General features: G+C 44.8%; 19 protein-coding genes. 4 read left to right on the forward strand and 15 right to left on the reverse strand.

The window, feature by feature from the left end:
- Positions 1 to 171: 171 nt before the first annotated feature.
- Both L4C42_RS05300 and L4C42_RS05305 read right to left on the reverse strand, forming a co-directional pair.
- The gene (locus L4C42_RS05300) at positions 172 to 642 is read right to left on the reverse strand and encodes an alpha-amylase family protein (RefSeq protein ID WP_429759676.1); all 471 of its coding nucleotides are present in this window, start codon (positions 640 to 642) and stop codon (positions 172 to 174) included.
- A 13-nt stretch (positions 643 to 655) separates the two neighbouring features.
- On the reverse strand, positions 656 to 1,003 hold the full coding sequence (locus L4C42_RS05305; RefSeq protein WP_429759678.1) for a hypothetical protein: 348 nt from the start codon (positions 1,001 to 1,003) through the stop codon (positions 656 to 658).
- A gap of 699 nt (positions 1,004 to 1,702) precedes the next feature.
- On the opposite strand from L4C42_RS05305, the gene L4C42_RS05310 reads away from it, so the two are divergent.
- Entirely contained in the window at positions 1,703 to 2,518 is an 816-nt protein-coding gene (locus tag L4C42_RS05310) for a DUF6933 domain-containing protein (RefSeq protein WP_429759680.1), read from the forward strand.
- A 33-nt stretch (positions 2,519 to 2,551) separates the two neighbouring features.
- Here the strand turns inward: L4C42_RS05310 and L4C42_RS05315 are convergent, their stop codons facing one another.
- From L4C42_RS05315 to L4C42_RS05375, 13 genes are all read right to left on the reverse strand, one after another.
- Positions 2,552 to 5,227: a tyrosine-type recombinase/integrase gene (locus tag L4C42_RS05315; protein ID WP_429759682.1), complete on the reverse strand. Its 2,676-nt coding sequence runs from the start codon at positions 5,225 to 5,227 to the stop codon at positions 2,552 to 2,554.
- Positions 5,202 to 5,549, reverse strand: a complete 348-nt coding sequence (locus tag L4C42_RS05320; RefSeq protein ID WP_429759684.1) for a hypothetical protein — start codon at positions 5,547 to 5,549, stop codon at positions 5,202 to 5,204. The genes L4C42_RS05315 and L4C42_RS05320 overlap by 26 nt, the downstream gene beginning before the upstream one ends.
- Complete coding sequence (locus tag L4C42_RS05325) at positions 5,542 to 6,186, reverse strand: hypothetical protein (RefSeq protein WP_429759686.1); 645 nt, start codon at positions 6,184 to 6,186, stop codon at positions 5,542 to 5,544. The genes L4C42_RS05320 and L4C42_RS05325 overlap by 8 nt, the downstream gene beginning before the upstream one ends.
- A 278-nt stretch (positions 6,187 to 6,464) precedes the next feature.
- Positions 6,465 to 6,707, reverse strand: coding sequence for a hypothetical protein (locus tag L4C42_RS05330; protein WP_429759688.1), 243 nt, complete (start codon positions 6,705 to 6,707; stop codon positions 6,465 to 6,467).
- A gap of 37 nt (positions 6,708 to 6,744) precedes the next feature.
- On the reverse strand, positions 6,745 to 7,821 hold the full coding sequence (locus tag L4C42_RS05335; RefSeq protein ID WP_353499102.1) for a hypothetical protein: 1,077 nt from the start codon (positions 7,819 to 7,821) through the stop codon (positions 6,745 to 6,747).
- 223 nt (positions 7,822 to 8,044) lie between these two features.
- Positions 8,045 to 8,887: an ion transporter gene (locus L4C42_RS05340; protein ID WP_353499103.1), complete on the reverse strand. Its 843-nt coding sequence runs from the start codon at positions 8,885 to 8,887 to the stop codon at positions 8,045 to 8,047.
- A 221-nt stretch (positions 8,888 to 9,108) separates the two neighbouring features.
- Complete coding sequence (locus tag L4C42_RS05345) at positions 9,109 to 10,317, reverse strand: tetratricopeptide repeat protein (RefSeq protein ID WP_429759690.1); 1,209 nt, start codon at positions 10,315 to 10,317, stop codon at positions 9,109 to 9,111.
- A gap of 10 nt (positions 10,318 to 10,327) precedes the next feature.
- Positions 10,328 to 10,960 carry an energy transducer TonB gene (locus L4C42_RS05350; RefSeq protein WP_429759692.1) on the reverse strand — a complete coding sequence of 211 codons (633 nt, stop codon included), beginning with the start codon at positions 10,958 to 10,960 and terminating at the stop codon, positions 10,328 to 10,330.
- Positions 10,961 to 10,963: 3 nt separating this feature from the next.
- Positions 10,964 to 11,371 carry an ExbD/TolR family protein gene (locus L4C42_RS05355; protein ID WP_042497468.1) on the reverse strand — a complete coding sequence of 136 codons (408 nt, stop codon included), beginning with the start codon at positions 11,369 to 11,371 and terminating at the stop codon, positions 10,964 to 10,966.
- 26 nt (positions 11,372 to 11,397) lie between these two features.
- Complete coding sequence (locus tag L4C42_RS05360) at positions 11,398 to 11,925, reverse strand: MotA/TolQ/ExbB proton channel family protein (RefSeq protein ID WP_429759695.1); 528 nt, start codon at positions 11,923 to 11,925, stop codon at positions 11,398 to 11,400.
- Positions 11,926 to 11,934: 9 nt separating this feature from the next.
- Positions 11,935 to 13,302: a MotA/TolQ/ExbB proton channel family protein gene (locus L4C42_RS05365; RefSeq protein WP_429759697.1), complete on the reverse strand. Its 1,368-nt coding sequence runs from the start codon at positions 13,300 to 13,302 to the stop codon at positions 11,935 to 11,937.
- Complete coding sequence (locus tag L4C42_RS05370; RefSeq protein ID WP_429759699.1) at positions 13,302 to 14,069, reverse strand: DUF3450 domain-containing protein; 768 nt, start codon at positions 14,067 to 14,069, stop codon at positions 13,302 to 13,304. The genes L4C42_RS05365 and L4C42_RS05370 overlap by 1 nt, the downstream gene beginning before the upstream one ends.
- A 74-nt stretch (positions 14,070 to 14,143) precedes the next feature.
- Positions 14,144 to 16,798 carry a TonB-dependent receptor gene (locus tag L4C42_RS05375; RefSeq protein WP_429759701.1) on the reverse strand — a complete coding sequence of 885 codons (2,655 nt, stop codon included), beginning with the start codon at positions 16,796 to 16,798 and terminating at the stop codon, positions 14,144 to 14,146.
- 768 nt (positions 16,799 to 17,566) lie between these two features.
- Between L4C42_RS05375 and L4C42_RS05380 the strand changes: the two genes are divergently transcribed.
- The 3 genes from L4C42_RS05380 (at position 17,567) to L4C42_RS05390 (ending at position 21,571) form a co-directional block, all read left to right on the forward strand.
- The gene (locus L4C42_RS05380; RefSeq protein WP_353499109.1) at positions 17,567 to 18,592 is read left to right on the forward strand and encodes an ABC transporter permease subunit; all 1,026 of its coding nucleotides are present in this window, start codon (positions 17,567 to 17,569) and stop codon (positions 18,590 to 18,592) included.
- A gap of 3 nt (positions 18,593 to 18,595) precedes the next feature.
- Positions 18,596 to 19,636, forward strand: coding sequence for an ABC transporter permease (locus L4C42_RS05385; protein ID WP_418642338.1), 1,041 nt, complete (start codon positions 18,596 to 18,598; stop codon positions 19,634 to 19,636).
- Between the two features lie 99 nt (positions 19,637 to 19,735).
- Positions 19,736 to 21,571 carry an extracellular solute-binding protein gene (locus L4C42_RS05390; RefSeq protein WP_418642337.1) on the forward strand — a complete coding sequence of 612 codons (1,836 nt, stop codon included), beginning with the start codon at positions 19,736 to 19,738 and terminating at the stop codon, positions 21,569 to 21,571.
- Position 21,572 lies beyond the last annotated feature (1 nt).

A 21,572-nucleotide genomic window follows, 5' to 3' on the forward strand; every position in this document is an offset into this window, starting at 1 on the left:
ATCTCTTACAAGTTTTGCTGACAATAGGCTGACATTAAGACTATGAACATCTTGCTTATGTTACCAGTGATTCACGCACTCAATAGCTTGGATTTAATGTATGGGCATGAGGTTTAACATCAAATTGAATCACGCGTCTATTGAATTAGGCAAATCACGCACGGTTCAATGCTAGCGCGTTACAGTGTATGATGAAATCTTGTCAGCGAGATCTTGATTAATATTGTTGCAGTGCTTGCTGAGGAATTGGCGTTCAGCGAAGGTTGCGTGATGAGATAGGTCAACATCACCATAAACGAACCAAGAATCTACGTTTAATTGATGAGAATGAGCTAATAAGCGTCTGACTGGGTCTGCATCATCAAGCCTCATTCTTCCTACCCAGTCGATATCCGGTGCTAAAGTATCATCAGGAAATACGAGGCTATTGATGAGATCTCTATATATGTCTTGGTTGTCGATAGGATAAAGTAAATATCCATGCTCTTGTGCTGCTGTGGTTAGTGCATTTACAGCCTTAACGTCGAACGGTATGGTTTTGAACAATTGAGGCTGAGTTAATCCAATGGTAGTCGCTCCAATTTCCGTCAGGTAGCTATAAGAATATAGAGTACGGCGGGCCATAAAGTATAGAATTCTCATAATGTGTACATCCTTAGTTTGAGTAGGCCATTGCCTTGGCAATGTCAGCGATTTTTTTTAGTTCTTGCAGTCCTCCGGTAAGCATCAAATCAAGAGCACTTGAACCACTTAGAGTGGGGTGAAGGTTCTTTTTTGATACCCAGCTGTAAACACTTTCCTTGCTCGAAAAAAAAAGACTTAATGATGAATGGATCGACAAAATGTAGCTGGCTCGTATCAAGCTGTCGTTTTCAGGCTTTTCGAAATGGTTTGTGTTCAGTAGTCGATCCACCTGATGTTGTGTACACCCCCATTTTTCTAAGATTTTGGTCGCTACTTTGAGTGATGTACGTCTTTCGGTGTGATGGATTTTAGCAAACATTTCAAAGCCCTTAGGTGGGTTAAACACAACTTGAGGTTAGCATAGGGCAAAGGGGGCCTCTAATAATATTGTGTTTCCAGCGTTAGATTGAAAGTTATATAAAAGTTAACTTTTTCATTTGGTTATGTATAATTTAAGGTTGTTTCGACACTGGTTGTTCTCTACTATTTCTACTAATCGTCGTTAAATTGGCTCAAGTGATAGAAATTAACAGTTGGTGTATGAAAAACGCGCACTCGCATTAAGCAGTATTTGCATTAACTCGCAGGCTTAGACTTTCTTCTGTTGAATTTAAAGGGGCATTCTGTCAGCATCTCGATTGAGCGATGTTGCTAGCTTTGGTTGAGTTTTGTACACATTTTTAGTGGGCAACTTGTAACAAACCGTTTGCTTCAAAGAGTTGATAGATTGCAAGCAAAACGTGAAAGAGCAGTGAATACATCAAGGGGAACACGTATTCACTGAGGCGAGTTCCCATCGCTAAGCCTTACTCATTAACGGCGAGCTACCGACTACCTTACTTAACTTTAGGTTACCAATAGCGAACTTCAAGGGATACGCGTTCGTTTAGCGTTTTCATAGTTACATCGAGGTGGCTTGTGAGTAGGGTATCGTAGATACTTTCAGTATATAGTTGTCGTTATATCAGCAATTAACGGCAGCGTGACTTGTGACCATTAATCAACTTAGGAAGACGTTTTGTTAGTATTCAATTGCACTAAAGCCGCTTCGGACTTTTTTACTGTTTCTCGTCGAGGTCAAAAGCAAACTCCTATTGAAGATAAACCCACCGAATCCATTTCCGACGTAGGTACTGCTCTTGAGCCCATTTCACAGTGGCTTGTGCATGTCATCAAGGTCCAGCGAAAAAATGTGATTGTAGCGATGCATGTAGATACGCGTTATGCGATGGTATTTTGCGGTGTGAAGAAGGGTGATTGGCTTGAATTTACGAACTTACTTGTAGAGCGCCTGTTTAACAATCTTCACTTTTTTATGGGGGAGTTTGAGTGGGGCGATGATGACAGCTTTCTTGAGATGTTTAACTGCTTCCTTACTCATCATCCACGTCCTTATTTCTGCCAGCGAGGCGACCGCAGCGTGCAAAGCCATGTCAATGATGTAGCCTGGCAATTTGAAGACCGTGTTTATCAAGTGGGCACGCTACCTGATAATGAGCTTGAATCCGCTTCGTTTGACGAGTGGGTGAATAGCTTGCTTCGCAAAACTAAAGCAAGTAAAGATTACTTTTATCCCGATGAAGAGATGTTCTTGCAGTGGGCAAGCCATTATGGCCAGTTGCACGACAATGAGTTGGAGCTCGTTCGTCCACTTTTCTCCTCCCTACGTTGTCAAATGATAGATAATATTCAAGATGAAGCAAAAATAGCGGAAATCCAGGCACAAATGGAAATGGTCGCGGCATCGATGACGAATGAAGCGTCACAAGAGAAAGCGACCATCCCAGATAACGTGGTTGATCTCTTTGCTTTCAAAAGTGACGTTAAGCATTAAGTAGAGACCTAGCATCTTAAATAGGTGTTCCTTTTAGGACTCCGATTCATCCCCACTATTTAGATTCATCATCATAATGCCCATCATATGGAATAAATGCAGCAAAAGCGGGGATGATTGCTTGGTCTTTGACTCATTATTCATTCGTGAACTTGGGTGTACTAATTCCAATCTAACCGCACCTTGTGCTTTTTTACTTCGACCTGATGGTTTTCTCTCCTTGTAAGTTTTAATACCTTTGAGGGCATCGAGCCATTCCGGTTTTTTTATGCTGCTATCGAGGTACTGCGTTGCTGCGCGCCAGTGAGCTTTGGGGATAAATAAGTGGGTGGTCTCCAGAAACTTGTTCAATTCAATGGGCGAATTGAAATGGATACCTGAGCGAGAAACACTCGCGTGCATGAGGGCATAGGTAATGGTATCGACGATAGCTGCATGGTGATGTTGGTAGTGTTCTTTTAACTCTTTTATGTATTGATTCTGCGTTTTGATTTCAATGGAAGTTTTGAGTGCTGAGGGAAGAAGCTTCTTCGAACGAGCATTAGAAAAGTGACGGGAGTATTGCTGACCAGCCGACTCCGTAGAGAATGCTTTGATGTGTTTGGCATTGCTGATCCACTTGTTGAGTGTTGCCTCGGTGATTCTTAGCCTCGAACAAATGTCGTCATGACTAAAGCCTTGCTGATAAAACTCTAAAGCACTTCGGCAGATTGGAACGGAACGGATTTCTTTATCCTCTTTGATATGGATCGTGGGCACAATACCATTGTCTATGTTTGTTGATAGCTCTTGAATAGTGAGTGTTTTCATCAAGTAAGGTAGGACATATCGTTTGAGTCTTTTCTCCACAGGGACTCTTTGAGGCAATAAGCCCACTTGGCTCATCGCGCCTTCAGGAAGTGAAAAGTCGATATTTTTCAATTTTTGCGCAACGATCCAGTCAGAAAAATGGAAATAATGCTCAAATGTCATCCGTGGCGACTCATGACCCGCCATTGCGGCAATGGCATCGTAGCCGTTCATAGCTGATCGTCCAAACACGATGCCTTTAATTTTCTTGAGCTGGCTTCGAGCGTACGGGGATAACTGTTGGGGTAGTGTGCTTAAGTTATCGATTTCCAAGATAAGCTGAAGTCGGCTTAAGCAGCTATGGCGCAGGTGATGAAACACAAAATAGTTCAACTGGGACAGGGATTTGAGTAGCTCCCCTACGAGCATAGACACTCGAAAGTTATCTACTGGAAGCTTTGCGTCGGCCCCAAACGAAAAGAAGGGGTGCTTTTCCCCAAGTTGTTGTTCCTGTTTGAGATGGTAATAGTCGTTGATGATTTTGGTTTCATGCTTAAGCAACATTGGGTAGAGCGGTACTTTACGTAAACTCGCCGCGGTTTTGTTTGTACCAAGGTGATTATCTCGGACGGATAGCCAGCCAATGTTGGAAGGCTCAATGTCCTTGATTCGTAACTTGGCCAACTCATTGAGCCTTAGACCGCATCGATAGGAGAGGATACACATTGATTTAAGGCATAGTTTATCGGCTTCACCAAGTCCTTTAGCAGAAGAGAAGCCGTTAAGTAGACCTGTTAATAGAGCTTCATCGACAAACGCGGCGCGAGTGTGGGCTTGAGTAGGGTCAGTGTGTAAATAATCGCTCGAGATAGGCGTAAGTACATTGGTTTCCACAGCAGAAGCGTGCAAGTCTTTGAGTCGACCTGCAAAGTACTTTTTCGACTTGTCGGTCGTGTGGTTGTCGATGGTTTGCTTATAGATCTGTTCTAACTCTTCACCGTTGAGTGCATTCAGTGGATATCTTTCGCACAGGTAAAGCCATTTTCGAGTCAGACTCGAATGGTACGCTTTTAATGTACCAACACTGCAAGTCTCTAGCTTATGGCGATACCACTGGATGAGTAAGCGTTGGTTTATTGCTTCTTCACTCGATATTTCCGCTATTAACGTTTCCAGGCTTTGCTTGAGTGTTGCTTTGCTGACTGGTTTGAGGGTTCCCTTGGGGCGCAAACAATCTTTTAGTTTGTCAAAGAGTTCAAGATGTTGTGACTTTGGTTTCGCATTCTTTGCGCTTAACTCAGAATCTGAGGAAGCCGAAGCGGGGGTAACGTCGATATCCGTCAATGAATAGACCATTGGGTGAATCAAGCGGGCAAGATTGCTCGTCGGAAGACCGTAAGATTTTGTTTTGCTCACTTGGTATTCAATGAGCGCCTGGCTGATTGCTAAATCAGATTGGTTTTCTGCCACGTATACCGAGGTTTGGCAAAGTTGACTCAAAGTCAGGTCGCATTGATTTCCTGTCAATATGGTGCCCAACTCTCCTTTATCTCTAGGCGCCTGCCAACTATGGCGCCGCCACCGTTTCCATAAACGCAGTAAGCCAAGTGTAATAGGGTGAAGGTAGCAATGAAATTGGGTAACTTTATTTCCCGCGACATCAACATTGGTGTTAAACCGTTCAGAGTCGATGGTCACGCTAATAAAAGGCGAGTAATTCCAATGGTTCACTTTGACGTTTGAGCTAACAATTAATCGTTGGAAGGCGTCTACAACATCAGGATTCGCTTTGCCGCTATGATAGATGAGCGAAAGGATTAGATTCCGAAAAGCTTGCTCTTTGGATTGAGCGGGTGACTTTAGTAGCTCACTGAAGTACCAATGTTGATAGAATTCATAGCCTTTCCATGCACTCTGCATCCAATCGAGTGTGCGTAGTGGCTTGGGTGACTTTTTTGGTGACAATGTAACTTGGAGGGTTGACCTTCCAGTTATGGCGTTTTTGATAACTGAGGACGTTTTTTACACCGATGTTAAAAGCGCGTCGGTAATCGCCAATTCGCCCAAATATGTTGGTGATGTCATCGATGAACTTCGCCCAGTCTTTATAAAAACGCTCTTGCTTGGGCACTATGACTGGGTTTGGGAAATATTTCTCATATACTTGCTGTGCTTTTTGATTGACTCGCTCTATCTGGTTCAGTCGATTTTTACGGCGAGCCTCGACACCAATCTCAGTCATAGGTGGCCTCCACGCCAATATCTAACAGATGTTCGTTAAGGATGTTTGAGATCGTCACCATATGTTGGCGGGTGAGAGTACTAAACTCGTGAAAACTGCGCTTAGATTGATTCATGTGTCCCATCCAGGCGTTAATGACTGAGGTGTCAACGCCCTTTGCCGTTAATAGTGACCGAGCGTGATGCCGTGCCCAATTAGCTTGGAGAGGGAAGACAGAGTCAATGAAAAATGTGTAGTTTGATGGTGTACACGGTTCATACTGACTTTCTCTTAAGTAGAAAAAGAGATGCGCCTCCCCTGCGAGTAAGCGTTGATATTCGAGTGATAACTCCGGTTGAGTGTTGGCGAGTTGTAATACTCGTCGCTTGCAATAGCACAAATAGTTGTCGAGGATTTTAATCGCGATGTCTGGAAGCTTGATGACGCGGCTATTATCGCCAATACCGGACTCTTTGTCCGAAATCCAATAGTCGCCTGTTTGCAGTGATAAGTGCGTGATTTTTCCAAACCAACCGGTGACGGGGCGATAGCCTGATGCAATCGCAAGAACAAGCTGAGTGTAAATTGTGATGTTGTTATGGAAGTATTCATCTTTTGGCTGCTTTGAGTTCAGCTTTGACTGAAGGTGGGAAAACATTGAAGACAATACATCCGTTTCAATAAATAGGGGTGAACCAAGCGATGAAGGGCTGGGAATTTCATCGAACAGAGTTAAGGCGGAGGGAGCTGGGGTTAAGTGTGACAGGAAGTCCAAGTAACGGTTGTAGGTTTGAAGCAGGTATCCATGAGAAAGCTGCAGGTAAAACACAGCAGGTATGGTGTTGATTACCTCACCTGTAAGCAAAGCAATAATGGTCGAGTCAACATTTTCATGCGACAGCTTCTGTCTGAGATAGGATGTTACTTTTCTCAGTGTTAGATGTGTATCATGCCGTTTGTTAATGTAACTGAGCAATCCACTTCAACAGTAATATAGGAATCTGACTCAGAGCCCTCTAGCGCCGTTAGTCTAGAATCGAGTTGTGAGAAGTTTTCGTTCACTTCACTTGCTAGAGCTGGTGAACCTGCGCTGAATGTGTTGGGTACAGCGGCGAAAGCGCCAACTGCGATGGTGTGACTGAACAGTGTTGCCAACATAAGTTTGTTTGAAGTTTCCATGATACTTATCCTTAAGGTTTCTAATCTTGTTTTGTCGCTACTGCCAGGTTGCGTCGTTCCAATTGGTTACGTTCCACGTGAGGTCAACGTTGTTGTCACAGGCATCACCGAGTCCATCTTGATCAAAGTCCGCTTGGTCTTGATTGGCGACAGTTGTACAGTTGTCGGTGTCATTTGCGATGGCATCATTGTCGGTATCATTGAGTGACTGATCATCTTCGTTGTCACCAAGCCCGTCGTTGTCATCATCGAACCATTCCGTAGCGTCGTTGGGAAAGCGGTCGATGTTATTTGCGTAACTGTCGTTGTCACTATCGTTGGGGTAGGGATCATCTTCGTTGTCACCGAGATTGTCTTGGTCGCTATCCACCCACTCTGTTGGATCTTGGTCAAAAGCGTCGATGGAATCGGGAATCCCATCGCCATCACTATCGGTTGGCGGGACCTGTGGTGGAATCGCGGCCAAATCCTGCTTGATCTCTTCGACCGTTTGTGAGTCAGAGACCGTATCGAGGATCTCTTTTATATCTTGATTCACAGCGGTCACGACGAGCTCAAATTTTGAGGATTCAGTCGAGGTCTGGTCTGCAGCTTCGGCAAGGTCATCTGGTGATTCAGGTAGCGCTCCCATACTGACGATTTGTTCTGCTGCATACGCTGCTTTTGGTTTACCTTCGCCTGCAATAAAGTCTCCTAAAACATCGTCAGACTCTATTCCCAACTCGTTAGCAAGCTTTTGAACCGCATCTTCTTTACTAAGTGAAGGATCTTTCTTCATCGAGTTATGAACAATGGTGGTCAGAGGCGTTACCGCGCTTTCTCCTGCAGGTGCTGACATCACAAAAGGTTCGGTTACTTCACCTTCTGTTTCATCGATGGCAGTGACGCTGTAAGCGTCTCCTGCACTAACATTACCGGTAGAATTGTTGTTGTCGCTATTACAGCCATAAATAGAGACGGTGAAGAATAAGCCTAAACTGACCTTGAATATTTTCTGCTTAATATCGTTATCCAGTTTGTTGTGGCAATATAAGTGATTAGTACAATTGATCAGTTTGTCAATAAGGAGGGGAATTGCATACGGTTTGAGTTTGTAAATTGTTCCAAAGATCACATTCGGTGCAGTTCTAAACAGCAGCTCGATTAAATAATCAGGTAGAAAATTTAGAGTAAATTAGTTGTCGTCACGTTATTAAGGTTGAACTGTTCGTGATATTCCTCGTTTATACGTTCGAAGAAGTGCGTTAACGGTTTAAAAGTTGCATGCAAGGATAAAAGAACGGTTATCGTGTAAAATAACTTCTGGATATTAACTCGCGAAAACAGAGAGATTGACCTTATTGATGGGGCTTCGATTTCAACAGCGCTTTTATCTCCTCTAACTCTTGATGCAATGATTGTACTTGTTGGTGAGTAGCAAATATCTGTCTTGTTTGGTGATCGGCTGTGAGCTGCGGTAGTTCGGATTCATTGTCTTTTTCAGCTAGTGCATGTTCTGCTGTCATAGTCTCAATGACAACACCTATCATCATGTTTAAAAAAACAAATGCGGTCAGGAAAATAAATGTTAGATAGTAGACCCAACTGATGGGGTAGACCGCCATAGTTTCGTACATGACATCTGTCCAGTCTTCAAAAGTTGCAATACGGAAAAGGGTGAGCATGGATATGGATACATCCCCCCATAGTTCTTCGTTGATGTCGGAAAATACCAAGCTACCGATGACAGCATAAATGTAGAAGATGATAAACATTAGAACGGCGATATAGCCCATTTTTGGGATCGCCTTAAATAATGCGTTAATAAGTAATTTAAGCTGCGGTACGGCAGAGACTAAACGTAATACTCGAAATACACGGAGGAGGCGAGCGATTAAAATGCCTTGTCCCGCCGTCGGTATTAAACTGCCGATAACAATAACGGTGTCAAAAAGGTTCCAACCACTTTTAAAAAAATTGAGCTTGTTTTGGTATGAGAAGAACTTGATGATTATTTCAATCAAGAAGAATAGCAATATGAAAACATCGAGCCATTGAATTGCTCCGCTTAAAGCATCGGGTAGCTCAAACGTTTTAGCGCCGATGGTCAACGCAGCAAGTATGATCACAACTACAGTAAATGCTTGGAAGTACTTATTGTTGTTAATCGCGTTTAATTTTACATGCAAAGAGGAGAGCATAGATATTGCTCCTTCATATCTGATTATCACTTGTTACGTAAATGTTATGCCCAACACTGCGATTTTCGCTAGAAAATAATTGCGACATTTTATTAACAATTTGAAACTGACGTCAGATTAGAAGAGAAAAAAGGGAAGCCGAAGCTTCCCTAAACGTGCGACTGACTCACACTTAACCAAGAGAAGAACACAACCATCTCCTCTCGATATTCTTATCAGTCTTATTGCTCCAAAAAACTGATCCAAGGGCTGACTGTTGGACGTAGCTCCTTTGAGCTTGCGGCCTTTTTCATTGAGTTGAGCGCGAGTTTTGGCTGTTTCATCTCAAAGTGTGCCATTCCTTTTATGTATTGCAGCTCTGCTACTTGATCCTTAGTTGCGTTAGGCGCATAAGTCTTAGTGTATTCAGAGGCGACCTTATACTGTTTGTCTTGAAGCATAAGACGAGCAATACGGATTTGACTCTTGGCTGTTGGGCTCATCTCGTACGCTTGTTGATAGGCCAAGATCGCTTGATCTACTTCTTGCGCTTGATGATAAAAAGACGCGAGCTTTTCAACATGCTTTTGCGTTTGCTCTATATTCCCTTGTTCCATCGCAAGCTTAAGTGTTTTCGCTGCTCGATAAGGGATGCCCTGATAAGCCATAAAGTTTACAAGCCTTAGGTACTCCTTTTCACTTTCCAGTAGGTTGAGCTCATAAGCAGCTTCGAGTGCTGCTAGTGAGTTTCGATCCTGGTTCATTTCCATGTAGATCCCAGAAAGCTGCATCCAATAACGCTTCTTCTGTGGATATTTGGAAGTGAGTGTCTTGAGTACACCTGCGGTGCTTTTGTACTGCTTGAGTTCATAATGAGAAGCAAGCAGTAACAGATACCAAGACTCACTTGGATCTTTAGTCATCGAAATGGCTTTTTTGGTCGGTGCAATGGCGTTTTTGTAATCCCCCATTTGCACATAAGCACTTGCAAGCGTGATGTAAGCGTGAGCGTTAGGCTTGTCTTCAGTGGTTTCTGCCACCTTAAACCAAGCCTTCATGGTATTAACCGACTTTTGATACTGCTCCTCGGCGAGATAAAGCTGAGCCAAACTGTAGCGAACTTGCTGCGCTACAGGCACGGGGAGAGCATTGACCTCGAGTGCCTGAGCAAAGTAGTTCGCCGCTTGTTTGTAGTCTTCGCGAAGTGAGTACAGAAACCCCATCTGTTGCAGCAACACGGCTCGGTCATACTTTTTCTTCTTGGTGGATTCAATGGCGCTTTCTAGCTTTTCTATGGCGTAAGCGTATTTTTCTTCAGCTATCCACTTTTGTACCTTATTGACGGTGCGAAAGGTCTTGTCGGAAAGCTGAGGTGGATCCTGAGCGATAGCTGGGCTGCTCAAACAGCCCGCTATAAGCAACACAGAAGCCATTTTTTGGAACGTATTCATGTTCGACTCCTTAGTTGGTAGAAAACTCAATTTCTTGTGACATACGAGTACTGACCGCCTGACCATCGACTTGCTTAGGCTTGAATGTCCATTTAGCGATGGTCTTCTTAGCCGCTCGGCCAAGGCCAAGTTTGCGTGGGCTCTCTTTGAGGACTTTGACATCTTCAACAGTACCGCGCTCGTTCACAGTAAACTCCACCAACACCAAACCTCTCTCAATTCCAGATCGCGCTGCTTTACGTGGCAATTGCGGCTGGAAAGTAGCCAGTGGTACAGGACCGTTATTGCCAAGCACTTGAGCTCCACCACCTTGGGTGTAGTGACCTAACACAGAACCCCCTGTGACATTCACAGGCAGATTAAGGTTAGGCATATCCATAGCGATCTGCTCCATCACCGGCTTGACCGTCGACGCCACTTTCATTTCTGGTGGCGGTGGTGGACGTTTCGGTGGTGGTGGTTTTGGTAGCTCTCGTTTTTTCTCCTGTACATTTTCTTGCGGTTTAACGCGAATGAAATCGACCATACGAAGATCGTCACTCGACGCTAACTCGTGGCGCTCTTTGTTTACCAGCTTGTCCATCCCCCAGAAGAGTCCGAGGGCGACAATGAGCGCCAGTGCTACAGAGGCCAGATAACGCATAGGTTACCCCTTATCTGTAGCGGCGATGGAGATGTTTTCTACCCCAGCCATTTTTATTTGATCCATCACTTTCACCACGACACCGGCACTGGCTTCCTGGTCTGCTTGGATCACCACGGCACCTTCCGGGCTTTCGGCTTTGAGTCGTTCGATGTTGGCACGTACGGCATCGACTTCGATACGGCGCTTATCTACCCACACATCGCCTGCCGCGCCAATGGCGACCATAATGTTGCCGTTTTTCACCACCTGCGCCGTGTTAGCGCTTGGTCTACTCACTTCGATACCGGCTTCTTTTACGAAAGAAGTGGTAACAATGAAGAAAATCAACATGATGAAGACAATGTCCAGCATTGGCGTCATATCGATCGCTGCTTCTTCATTGCTTTCGCTGCTATAGCGTCTTTTCATGACCTATATCCTTATAATTCCGTTTACTAAGCGACGTGTTTCAGCTGATCTTCCAGCTTTTGCGTGGTCACTTTGGCAAGATGATCCAATCGTGTACTAAAGAACAAACCAGACAGAGAGGCGACCATTCCCGCAAGGGTTGGTATGGTTGCCTTCGAAATACCTGATGCCATGGCTCGTGGGCTTCCTGTGCCTACCACTGCAAGGATGTCAAACACGTGAATCATGCCGACAACCGTACCCAGTAGACCCAGCAGCGGACACAGTGCGATAAGCACTTTAACGACCGGTAGCCCTTTTTTGTTCTCAATATCCTGAAGAGAAACAAGCTCTTGGCGGATCATTTTTGCATTCCAGCTTTGGTGCTCAGAGCGTGCAGTCCACTCTGCGAGTGTTTTCTTGGTCATGCGCGGAGCAACGGCTAAGAAATAGAACCAGCGTTCAAGTAGCACGCTCCAAAGCAAAAAGCTGAGAATAAAGATGGCGAATAGGACATCGCCCCCCATTCCTAAAAAGCGTCTTATCGACTCAAATTCTTCGACTAACCACCACATAGCCGCTCCTTATGCCTCTGATGAGTGCAGTTTTTCTTGGTAGCGAGCAATAAACCCAGCGCTTTGCTCTTCCAGAGTCTGAACCAGTCGACGTGCTTTGCTATGGACAAGGGTGTAGAAAAACAGCAGTGGAATGGCGACAACTAGGCCAAGCATGGTGGTCACGAGAGCTTCTGAAATACCGCCTGCCATGAGCTTAGGATCTCCAGTACCGAATAACGTTATGGCTTGGAACGTACCGATCATACCCATTACTGTACCAAGCAGGCCGAGTAGGGGAGCAACGGAAGCAAATAGCTTAATAGAGCCAACAAAACGTTCGATTCGCGGCGCATTGCGCATAATGATCTCATCCAGTTTCGCTTCCAGATCTTCAAGGTTGCTGCCTTTATGAGATTGGTAGGCTTCGATAACTTCGCCAAGAGGGTTACTCTTGAGTACTTGGTCAGATTTGGCTTGTTTGCGCATTTTTCCACCGATAACTATAAGGCGTAGGTAACAAGCGATCGCAATTAAGGCGCCAATAAGACCCATACCCAAAATGATATAACCGACGATGCCACCTTGGTCGACGCGCTCTTTAACTGTAGGGCTTTGCACTAATAGTGAAAGGATCACACCACGTGATGGGTCAACAAACAGCGGTTGATAACTGTCTGCAGTGCTTTCAAACGGTGATACAAGGGTAGTGATGTTGGTAGATGGCTGACGAGATAGCTCTTCAAACTTGCCCGTTTGTGGAACGTACGTGACGTACTTACCGTCAGCGATAGCATTGAACTCACCCACTAAAGTGATTTCAGTTTGTGCTTCGTTGCCTTCACCATAAACCACGGTGGCGTTAGCCTTTGATGTTTCACCAGAGGCCACAATTTGCTGAAGAATGGTGTACCAGAAACCTTCAAGCTCGGCTGTCGATGGGAGCTCTTTACTCTCAGCTAGCTTTGTCAAGAGTGCACCACGCTCTGGGAACTTAACCGCGTTTTGAGAGGCGTTAAATAGCCCTTTAAACTCACCCGCGTACTGTCTAAGGACACCAAACATTTCACCGAGAGTGCCTGAACGTTGGCGAAGAGTTTCAGTGAGCTCAGTGAGGAGGACATCGTTGTTATCAAATGTCGCTTTAAGTGTGTCGCCGCGAGTCGTTTCTTGCGCGAGTTGAGCTCGGGCTTTTTCAAGTAGCGCCTGCTGGTTATTTCGATCGGCTAAGAACTCTGCTTCACGCTCTTTGTTCTCTTTAGATTCTAGCGAGCTTTGCGATTTAACCGTTTTTAGAAGCTCGTTCATGGAAATCGGTTTGGTTTCTGCGCTCGCGACGCACGGCAAAAGCAATAGGCCAGAGAGCACAAGTGAGGCCATAGATTTAAATGCAGTCATTATTGTTTCTCCCCGGTGTAGATTGGTAGCTTGATCAGTGCTGGTGGCGCTTGCTTCTTAGCAACGCGTAGACCTTGTTGAACTGCGCCGCGATATTGCTCTGGGAGTGCCTCCCATTCGCGAGTTTGCTGATTCCACATGCCTGTTTCTAGACCGTCTGGAGATTGATAAAGAAGCGCTGTGCGACCGATGCGTAAGAAGTCATAAGTGACGACTTCGCCATCGCGCTCGAGGCTGGCTTTGTAAGATTCGATTGAGCGCGAGAAGCCTTCTTCAATTTGGTAGGCTTCCATTACCTTACGGTATTTCTCTGATGTCGTAACATCAGCACGATCCATTAGGCGTTTAAGCTCGGCAACACGTTTGCCACGCTCTTCGATTTGGAAGGGGAGGTCGAGCTCTATGAAGTCTTCGAGTGCTTGCACCATATTCAGCGTAAGCGGGACGACTTCCATTGCGGTTTGGTCAATCTGGGAGATCTGACTATTGAGTGAGTCAATCTCGACTTGTTGTGAGTTCACCATCTTTTCGATTTGCTGGTTATACGCTTTCATGCTGTCGATTTGACGCAACAAACCCTTGTATTCTGCTAGCATCGAGTCGGTATTCTCCGCGTATTTGTCGATTTTTGCCTGCGATGTTTGCGCGTTTTTGTTCGCTTTTGCTTGTGTAGCGACGACTTGGCCACTATCCGCAGCGTAGCTGGTTCCACCAATAGCGAGCATGGCTATGGTGAGACTACTCAGCGCGATATCCTTAATCTTCATGTGTGCATCCTTGTGTTATGTCAGTCGAAAAAAGCCGGCACGCGAACGTGCCGGAAACAGGAGGAAGGGATTAATTAGAATTTCATGTTTACATTGGCGTAGAAGTAACGGCCAATAACGTCATAGGTTGTGGAGTCTGTGTTACCCGAGATGGTGTCTAGGATAAGCGGTGGTGTTTCGTCAAACAGGTTGTTGACACCGCCAGACAGAGTGAAGCCGTTATCAAACGCGTAGCCAGCGCTCAAGTCATGGTAGAACATGGTAGGTACGCTAAAGTTGTATGTGTCTTGTGGGGCGTCAGCAGCCCCTGACAGTTCGTAGTCAACACCTGCGATCATGCGAGTATTCCAGTTCACACGCCATGCATCGCGAGTTACGCCCAAGTTAAGCGTTGAGCGGTACTTACTGTATAGGCCGATTTGGTCGCTGATGAATTTACCAGCGTAATCGACAACAGAGCCATCCGCTTGTGTGACTTCGTGCTTGAAGTTGTAGGTGTTGTCCCAGTTAGCTTTGAAGACGACGACGTCAAAGTCATGCACGTAGCGCAAGTTGAAGTCGATACCGTTTTTCTCAAGCTTACCTAGGTTTGTGGTACGAGCATCGATAGAAACAATGTCGCCGTTTCCGTCACGGGTGATCTTGTCACAGTACTCACCAGTTTTGGCACATTGATCCAACATCAACTGAGGGTCAACGTTGTCAATTAGGTTCTCAAGCTCTACCTGCCAGTAATCAACCGTTGCAGAGAAACCCTCTGCGAATGATGGTGACAAAACAAAACCAAGTGACGCGGTGTGGCCTTCTTCAGGCTGAAGTTCTTGGTTTGAGCCGTAGAATACAGGGAACTGCGTGCGGCCACTGGTATCTTGACCCGTAGGATCCGATAGAACATCCGCACTTTCTTGCGCCCCGCCGTACAGATCAGCAATTGATGGGGCACGGAATACTTCATTGTAGGTACCGCGAAGCATCAAATCGCCAATCGGTTGGTACAAGAAGCTGTAACCCATAGTGGTCGCGCCACCAAATGTGGAGTATTTATCATGACGAGCGGTGATCTTTGCTTCTAAATATTCTGCCATCGTCACTTCGGACAGAATTGGAACCAGTAATTCGCCGTAGAATGAGTCAACTGTGTAGCCACCCGAGGTTTCTGATTCTGCATTACCCGAAGCGTTACCGAGAACAACTAATGCATCTGGTTGGTTCGCACCTTGCTCATCACGGTTTTGGTAACCGGCAGCAAAAGCAATGGTGCCCATCTCGGTTTCGTAGATGTCGCCCGTTACGTTGAAGTTGATGATTTGCTGTTGGTTAAAGCCGGTATCTTGGCGAGTGAATGTCGCGTAATCCAGTGCTTCTTGGCTTACGTTTCCAAGAATGTCCATGGGCACACAGCCAGCAATCACGTTACCACCCGCATCAAGACATTGACCATTTGCAGATGGACCTACCGCGTTACTCACGCGATCTTTCATAAATACGCCATCTTCAATTTGCTTGGTTTTGGTTTTACCCCAGTTGTAGTTGGCATCCCACGTCCAACCATTTTGGAACTCACCATCTAGCCCTAATACAACACGGCCCGTATCTGACTCGAAAAAGCGGTTACGACCACCAGTCTCAACCATGCGTCGGCGCCAATCAACGATATCAGAACCTGTGTTGTTGAATTCATTGTCTTTTGAGATAGGGTCATAGCCATTGAACTTACCGAAGATAGGTTCAGCTGCAAGTAGATAGTTAGACTCAGAGTTCGAGTAGAGAGCTTCGAATGTCGCCGTTACTGGACCAAAAATACTGGTTTCACCAAGTAAGTAGTTACCTTGAGCAGCAAGATAGCGACGCTGCGCTGGGCGTTTTAAGTAGTTGTCCGGCGCATAGTTGTAGAGATCACCAGGCGCATTGAAGTCACGTAGAGTATCGCTGCCCTCTGGTCCAAATGTCTTACCATCGTAGTAACCCCATGGAGGAGCCGAGCTACCACTTTGGAACTGGCCGCCATAGCCATCATGTTGTTGGTCGGTATTGGCAAAACCACGATCACCGGCCATGATTTCATCTTCTTTGGTCATGCCTGCAGAGAAGGTAATATTACCGCGATCGTTTGATGCACCTGCGAGCATGCTGATGTCGGTCACCTGGCCATCGCTGTTTGATGTGGTGCCGCGCTTAGCATTAAGCTCGAACCCTTCAAAATTCTGTTTAGTGATGATGTTAACTACACCACCGATTGCATCAGAACCGTAGACAGAAGACGCACCATTTTTCAGTACTTCAATACGTTCTACCATTGCAGCAGGAATCATATTCAAGTCAACGGATGCGTCTGCCCCCGTGCCACCATTAACCATACGGCGGCCATTGACAAGAACGAGCGTACGTTCAGCGCCTAAACCACGTAAGTTGACCGTTGCTGCGCCGTTACTGCCGTTGTTTACAGATGTGCTTTGTACCGTACCACCCACGCCAGGTAATTGGTTCAAGACATCACCTATTGCAACTAGACCTGTATTTTCAATGTATTCTGATGAAAGGACTTGAACTGGCTCAGCGCCTTCCATCTCTACACGAGAAATGCGTGACCCAGTCACTTTCATTTTTTGAAGCTTTTCTACGTCCTGTTGTCCCGTTTCTTCAGCAAACGCTATAGGCACTGCGAATAAATTCGCGGTACCAAGCGCAAGACTCACTGCTACCGAGAGACATGTGCTTTTTTTTAACATCCTTGTACTCCGTTTCGCCAGATTTCCACTGACGTCTGTTGTGTATTGCATTTTTGGTTGAGTCGTTAATTCGGTGTTAACAACAAGCGCAACTTATGACGGGTTAAAAAAGTAATGTCAAATCAGCCAGTTAAAACGAATGCTAGTTTGTAAAAAGTATCATGTTCTTTAAATTGTTATTAAAACGGTGTTTTCTTGTAATTAAGTTGCAAAAACTAGTGTGATTTATAAAAATTTCCATTGAATCTAGCAATTGCCGTAAAAGCAGATCATTATTCGATCTTACATTAAACAATTGGTATTTTATTCTATAAATTAACATGAATTTGAACTTATTGGCTAATTGTAAAATTACACAATAATTCATCGCATAGACTCATCGTCTATAATTTAACCATTGGGGCAACAAAGCTTTAATGCATAAGCGATATGAGATTCAATAGTATACTTGGTTCATACTGCTCATCTGAATATTTATGCACAATTAATGGATCGATTCTTACATTTTTATGTAGAGTCAATGCTCTATCTTCCAGTTTGATATATTGGAGAGGGTTTTTTTATGAAATTTTGTTCTTTTTTTAAAATTATGAGTGTTATTAATTAAAAGTGACAGTGTTTGTGGTTTGTGATAAAAACGTTGTCGAAAATAAAGAGTGATAAAATTAATTGTCTGAGCAAGGAAGCCGAGTAATTAATTTTTAGCCAAAAATTAAAGGCTAATTAGTATCGCTATTTAGTGAACAGCAAACATGGAGAAGTTGATAAATGCTGTCTTATTTCCTTCGTCGTCTGGCACTCGTAGTGCCGACATTTATTGGCGTAACAATTCTAATATTTGCGATAACAAGGTTTGTCCCTGGAGGGCCAGTGGAGAGAATGTTAGCGAATATGCATTCTCAAGGAGATGGCGGCGGTTCCCTGTCCATGTCGGGCACAAACTCAGCATTATCTGAGGAGCAAATCCAAGAGCTTAATGCATTTTACGGTCTCGATAAGCCTGTTCATGTGGCCTATTTTGAGTGGCTGAGCAATTTAGCTAGCTTAGATCTTGGTGAGTCGACCCGATATTATGAGCCTGTATCGGATATGATTGCCGAGCGTTTACCTGTATCGCTGTTCTATGGAGGGATGACTTTCTTTATCAGCTATTTTATCTCTATCCCTCTTGGTTACTATAAAGCATTGAAACACGGCTCTATTTTCGATTCAGTATCTTCCGTAGCCATCTTCGTTGGCTACGCACTCCCGGGTTATGTCGTTGGCGTGTTGCTGATCACACTGTTTAGTTATCACCTCGAATGGACTCCCATGGGAGGTTTTACGAGTGATGATTTTGAAGACTATGAGTTATTGTCCGAGCAAGTAAAAGATATTATGTGGCATGCCATACTACCGTTAATTTGTTACTTGATTGGTGACTTTGCGACACTGACAATGACTATGAAAAACAATCTCATGGAGAACCTATCAGCAGACTATATAAGAACGGCAATTGCCAAAGGTTTACCGTTCAAACACGCAGTAAGAAAGCATGCACTTCGCAATAGCCTGATTCCTATTGCCAGTCACTTTGGTAACTCATTGTTATTTTTTATGACAGGCGCATTTTTGATAGAAGTAATATTTAATATAGATGGCATTGGATTGCTTGGTTATGAGTCCATTATGGAACGCGACTATCCGGTCGTAATGGGAATAGTCGCAATTAATGCCATATTATTACTGTTCGGAAATATCATATCCGATATATGCGTCGCGTTTGTTGATCCGCGCGTGAAGTTTGGGAGTTAGTTCATGGTTATTAGTCCTCTTACTAAGAAGAAGCTCATTAACTTCAGGCGAATCAAGCGAGGTTACTGGTCGTTTATTATACTGTCCACAATGTTAGTGTTGTCTTTATTTGCGGAGTTCTTAATAAATAGCAAAGCACTGCTGGTGAAGTATCAAGGTAGTTATTATTTTCCAGTTGTCAGTGATGTGCGATTAGGAATTGAATTCGGTCAAGACAGTGCTGGCGAGGCTAATTATCGCGCGTTACAACTCTCCTTTGAGGCGGAGGCGGGAGAGGATTTTGTCATCATGCCTTTAGTACCTTGGAACCCTTACGAGCAAGATTTTTCTGGCGAATACCCACCTAATGCGCCGAGCGTTGAGTCTAGGCACTTTTTAGGTACGGATGTGATAGGGCGAGATATTTTGGCTCGCCTAGTTTATGGCTTTAGGACGGCTATGGGTTTTGCGCTGCTTACTATGGCGGCGTCATACGCTATTGGGGTTGCTGTAGGCTGTGCCATGGGTTTTCTGGGTGGCAAGTTTGATCTGTTTGTTCAGCGTTTTATCGAGATTTGGTCAATGGTACCGTTCTTGTATGTGATTATGATTTTAGTGTCGATTGTGCAGCCGAGCTTCGCGTTGTTTGTGGCAATAAACGTGATGTTTGGATGGATGGGGATTACTTGGTACATGCGCACCATGACGTACAAAGAAGTCGCACGGGAATATGTATCTGCTGCCAAAGCATTGGGCGCTTCTAATATACGTATAGTATTCAATCATATCTTGCCTAACACCATGGTAATGATTGTCACTTTGGCGCCATTTACCATCGCTGCGAATATTACGGCGCTGACGGCGCTCGATTATTTGGGTTTAGGTCTCATGCCACCAACACCGAGTTGGGGAGAGTTGCTGCAGCAAGGAAAGTCGAATTTAGACTCCCCGTGGATAGTGACATCTGTCGTAACGGCTATTGTAGCGGTGTTGGTCATGGTGACGTTTATTGGAGAAGCAGTGAGAGCGGCCTTCGACCCCAAGAAGTTTACCCGCTATGTTTAAAATACACGGTTTGAATGCGGGCGAGTCTAGGACCGTATTAACCTTTTGAAAAAGGCGTTTGGGGCGTCTTGCGATTGGAAGTAAGGATAAGGATATCTCATGCATAAGAATACATTGTTGACTGCGGCAGTATTGGCTGCACTCTCTTTTGGCAGCAGCGCTAATGAACTCCCGTCCGGATTGACCTGGATTGATAATATGAATGAGCCGCTATTTGCTTCTGATGAAGCAAAGTTCGGTGGGACTTTGCGCACTCATATGTCGAGTTTTCCGCAAACGCTAAGAAGTGTGGGCCCCGATTCTAACTCGGGTTTACGGCACTACTTTATGGACGGTACTCCAAAACTTGCGGCGAGACACCCAAATACAGGTAATTGGATACCTCAATTAGCGGAAGCATGGGCCTATGGTGATGACAACCAAACGGTCTACTTCAAGCTCAACCCCGAAGCAAAATGGTCTGACGGTGAGAAGGTGGATGCCGACGACTACCTGTTCATGCTTACTTACAACCGTTCAAAAGACATTGTAGCGCCGTGGTATAACGACTTTTTCACTAACAAAATTGAAGACGTCAGCAAAATTGATGACTACACCATTGCCATCAAGTCAGCGACGAAAATGAGCCAAGAAGAGTTGATGATACAAATCAACTTGCCAAGCAATGGGCTTCAGCCAAGACCGGAGCACTTCTTTGCCAATCCTAAGAAGGATGAAAATGGTGATGGCATCGAAGACAATTTCGTGCGTAAATTTAATTTCAAGGCAGAGCCAACGACTTGGGCTTATTACATGTCCAATGTGAAAAAAGGCAAGAGCGTGACCTTTAAACACGTCGGTCAAGACTGGTGGGGTTACAGCAATCGCTATTACAAGAATCGTTACAATGTTGAGAAAGTGCGTTTAACGGTAATTCGTGACTCCGATATCGCACGAAAACACTTTGAGAAAGGTGATCTTGATGTGTTTGGTTTAGTGCTTCCAAGCCTTTGGCATGAGAAAGCGGATAGCAAACCCTACCAACAAGGCTATATCCAAAAATTTTGGGGTTACAATCAAACCGCTCAAGGTGCAGGTGGTCTTTGGATGAACACTTCAATGCCGCTGTTAGAGAGTCGTGATGTAAGAGCGGGTATTGTCTACGCCTCTGATTATGACGGCATGCTAAAAAAAGTGCTTCGTGGTGACTATCTTCGTATGCCTCACAGCATGGGGGCCGGTCATGGTGGCTACGACCGACCGAATAATCAAGCGCCAGCTTTCGATCCTAAAAAGGCAATTCGTTATTTTGAAGCCGCGGGCTTTAACAAGGTCGGTGCGGATGGAATTCGTGTCAATGACAAAGGTCAGCGCTTGAGTTTCGATATTACTTACGGCTACCCACCACATACTCCAAGAGTTGCATATCTCAAAGAGCAAGCGAAACAAGCGGGGTTGGAGTTTAATCTCAACCTAGTTGATGGATCGTCAGCCTTTAAGTTCATTTTAGAGAAAAAACACCAGCTTGCTTTCTTACATATGGGCGGTGGCGAAATCCCGGCGTATTGGGAGTATTTACATTCAGACAATGCTAAGCCGCAAACCAATAATCATACCTTCTATCAAAACCCAGACATGGACAATCTGATCGACCAGTATGTGGTTGAGTTTGATGTCGCGAAAAAGCAGCAACTGTCTCATCAGATCCAACAAAAAGTGTCAGATGAGTACTTAATTGTTCCTGGTTATATGGTGCCATACACTCGTGAAGCGCATTGGCGTTGGCTACGGGTACCAGAAAAAGGCATGACTAAGCTGACTGAAACCATGTTCTCGGTAACGGATGTGGCAAATTTTTGGATTGATAGCGATGTAAAAACACAGACCAAGTCAGCCCTGAAAAAAGGCGAAAGCTTTGAGCCTGTCACCATTATCGACGATACCTATAAACTGTGAA

Source organism: Vibrio wakamikoensis, from assembly GCF_050337275.1.
GTDB classification, from domain to species: domain Bacteria; phylum Pseudomonadota; class Gammaproteobacteria; order Enterobacterales; family Vibrionaceae; genus Vibrio; species Vibrio chaetopteri.